The sequence below is a fragment of the Streptomyces spiralis genome (assembly GCF_014654675.1).
Lineage (GTDB): Bacteria > Actinomycetota > Actinomycetes > Streptomycetales > Streptomycetaceae > Streptomyces > Streptomyces spiralis.
The window spans coordinates 1-3,395 of sequence record NZ_BNBC01000116.1 but is presented as its reverse complement, the minus strand read 5'-3'; the positions used below and the strand labels follow the sequence as shown (position 1 = coordinate 3,395).

The following is a 3,395-nucleotide window of genomic DNA, read 5'->3' as shown; positions in this document are numbered from 1 at the left end:
GCGCTGCCGAACGCGCCGCTGGCCGGGCACTGGTTCTCCGCCGAGTTCCAGCAGCTGCTCCAGAACGCCTACCCGCCCGTCTCGGGCGGGGGTGACCCCGGCACCCCGGACACCACGGCTCCGAGTGCGCCCACCGGTCTGACGGTCTCCGGCACCACGGACACCTCGGTGTCGCTGAAGTGGACGGCCGCCACGGACAACGTCGGCGTCACCGGCTACGACGTCTACCGGGCGGGCACGAAGGTCGGCAGCACCACCTCGACCTCCTTCACCGACACCGGCCTGACCGCCTCCACCGCCTACACCTACTCGGTCAAGGCCAAGGACGCCGCAGGGAACGTGTCGGCGGCCTCCGCCGCGGTGACCGCCACCACCCAGGCGGGCGGGGGCACCGGCCCCGGTCCCGGGACGGGGGCGTTCAAGGTGCAGTACAAGAACAACGACACCGCCCCGGGTGACAACCAGATCAAGCCGGGCCTGCAGCTGGTCAACACCGGCACCGCCCCGCTGGACCTGTCGACGGTGACCCTGCGCTACTACTTCACCGGCGAGAGCGGCTCGAGCACCTACAACACCTCCGTCGACTACGCCGCCCTGGGCTCCTCCAACGTCAAGCTCAAGGTCGTGGCGATGTCCACCCCGAAGGCGGGCGCCGACCACTACCTGGAGGTCAGTTTCACCACCGGCGCCGGCACCCTCGCCGCCGGCAAGTCCACCGGCGACATCCAGGCCCGCTTCAACAAGAGCGACTGGTCCAACTTCAACGAGAGCGACGACTACAGCCGCGCCACCAACACCGCCTACGCCGACACCACCAAGGTGACCGCGTACGTGAACGGCACGCTCACCGTCGGCACCGAACCCTGACAGGCCCCCGGGTGCGGGAGCGGCACCTCGCCAGCCGCACCCGGGGCATCCCACGAAGCAGCCCGGCCGCCCCCTCCCGTCTCGCCCCGCTCCGGGCAGCGGCCGGGCCCCGGAGCACGGCGCCATCACCAAGGTGGCGCCGTCTCCGGACCTCCTCGCCTCCCCACCGGACGACACGTCCGAAGGCCCCCTTCCCTCTCAGGAGATGTCATGTCCACCCCAATGTCGCGCAGGCGGTTCGCGGCCGCGATCGGCGGCGCCGTTCTCGGGGCGGCCGTCACGCCCACGCTCGCCCGAGCGGCCACCCCGGCCACGACGGCCAAGGCGTCCGCGGCCACCGCCGACGACCCGTACACCACGGCGTTCCTGACCCAGTACAAGAAGATCAAGGACCCGGCGAACGGCTACTTCAGCGCCGAGGGCATCCCGTTCCACTGCGTGGAGACACTGATCGTCGAGGCTCCGGACCACGGCCACCAGACCACGTCGGAGGCGTTCAGCTTCTGGTTCTGGCTGGAGGCCACCTACGGCCGGGTGACCGCCGACTGGACGCCGTTCAACAACGCGTGGGCCACGGCCGAGAAGTACATCATCCCCACCCACAACGACCAGCCGAGCAACGGCTCCTACAACCCGAGCGCCCCGGCCACCTACGCCCCGGAGTGGCCCGAGGTCGACAAGTACCCTTCCGCGCTGGACGGCACGGTGGCGGTCGGCCAGGACCCGCTCGCGAGCGAGCTGAACTCGGCGTACGGCACGCCGGACATCTACGGGATGCACTGGCTGCTGGACGTGGACAACGTCTACGGCTACGGCAACACCCCGGGCACCGGTGGGGAGAACGGCCCCACGGCCACCGGCCCGTCCTACATCAACAGCTACCAGCGCGGCGCACAGGAATCGGTGTGGGAGACCGTTCCGCAGCCGACCACCGACCTGTTCAAGTACGGCGGAACGAACGGCTACCTCGACCTGTTCGTCAAGGACAGCAGCTACGCCAAGCAGTGGAAGTACACCAACGCCCCGGACGCCGACGCCCGGGCGGTGCAGGCCGCGTACTGGGCGTTCCGGTGGGCCTCGGCCCAGGGCAACGCGTCGGCGGTCTCCGCGTCGGTGGCCAAGGCCGCCAAGATGGGCGACTTCCTGCGGTACTCGCTGTTCGACAAGTACTTCAAGAAGGTCGGCAACTGCACCGACCCGCACTCCTGCTCGGCCGCCACCGGGCGGGACTCCGCGCACTACCTGCTGTCGTGGTACTACGCCTGGGGCGGTGCGGAACCGGGCGGCGGCTGGGCCTGGCGGATCGGTGACAGCGCCGCGCAGCAGGGCTACCAGAACCCGCTCGCCGCCTGGGCGCTGTCCAGCGTGCCCAGCCTGACCCCGAAGTCGCCGACCGCCCAGAGCGACTGGTCGAAGAGCCTGCAGCGACAGCTGGAGTTCTTCCAGTGGCTGCAGTCCGCGGAGGGCGCCATCGCGGGCGGCGCCACCAACAGCTGGGAGGGACAGTACGGCACTCCGCCGGCCGGTGACACCACGTTCTACGGCATGGCCTACGACTGGCAGCCGGTCTTCCACGACCCGCCCAGCAACAACTGGTTCGGCTTCCAGTGCTGGTCGATGGAGCGGTTCGCGGAGTACTACTACGTGTCCGGGAACGCCACCGCCAAGGGCATCCTGGACAAGTGGGTGAAGTGGGCCGTGTCCCAGACCACGGTCACCGCCACCGACTTCAAGATCCCCTCCAACCTGAACTGGACCGGGCAGCCGGTCACCTGGCTGAGCGGTTCGGCGGGCGGCAACACCGACCTGCACGTGACGGTCGTGGACTACAGCAACGACGTCGGGGTGGCCGCCGCTCTCGTCAAGACGCTGACGTACTACGCGGCGAAGTCCGGCGACACCGCCTCCGCCGACCTCGCCAAGAAGCTCCTGGACGTGATGGCGAACTTCGCCGACGACAAGGGCATCTCGACGCCGGAGACCCGCAAGGACTACAGCCGGTTCGGCGACCCGGTGTATGTGCCGTCCGGATGGTCGGGCAAGATGCCCAACGGCGACCCCATCGACTCCAAGTCCACGTTCCTCTCGATCCGTTCGTGGTACAAGGACGACCCGGACTGGCCGAAGGTCCAGGCCTACCTGAACGGCGGGGCCGCGCCCACCTTCACCTACCACCGTTTCTGGGCCCAGGCCGACATCGCCATGGCCTACGCCGTCTACGCCGAACTCATCGTCGGCGGGAGCACGCCTCCCCCCGACACCACACCGCCGACCGTCCCGACGAACCTGACGGTGTCGGGAACCACGGCCACGAGTGTGTCCCTGACGTGGACGGCGTCGACCGACAACGTGGGAGTGGCCGGCTACGACATCTACCGGGGCGCAACCCTGGCGGGCAGCTCGGCCACCGCGTCCTTCACCGACTCCGGGCTCACGGCGTCGACGAAGTACACGTACACGGTCAAGGCCAAGGACGCGGCCGGGAACGTCTCGGCGGCCTCGGCCGCGGTGACGACCACCACCGCGAG

2 protein-coding genes are annotated in these 3,395 nt (G+C 69.5%); both read left to right on the top strand.

What is annotated here, in order from left to right; genetic code table 11:
* The coding region (locus IE318_RS44140; RefSeq protein WP_189908458.1) for a cellulose binding domain-containing protein at positions 1 to 867 on the top strand (867 nt) is incomplete at its 5' end.
* Positions 868 to 1,077: 210 nt separating this feature from the next.
* Positions 1,078 to 3,395 (top strand): glycoside hydrolase family 48 protein (locus IE318_RS44135; protein WP_189908457.1); only part of this gene is annotated, 2,318 nt, incomplete at its 3' end.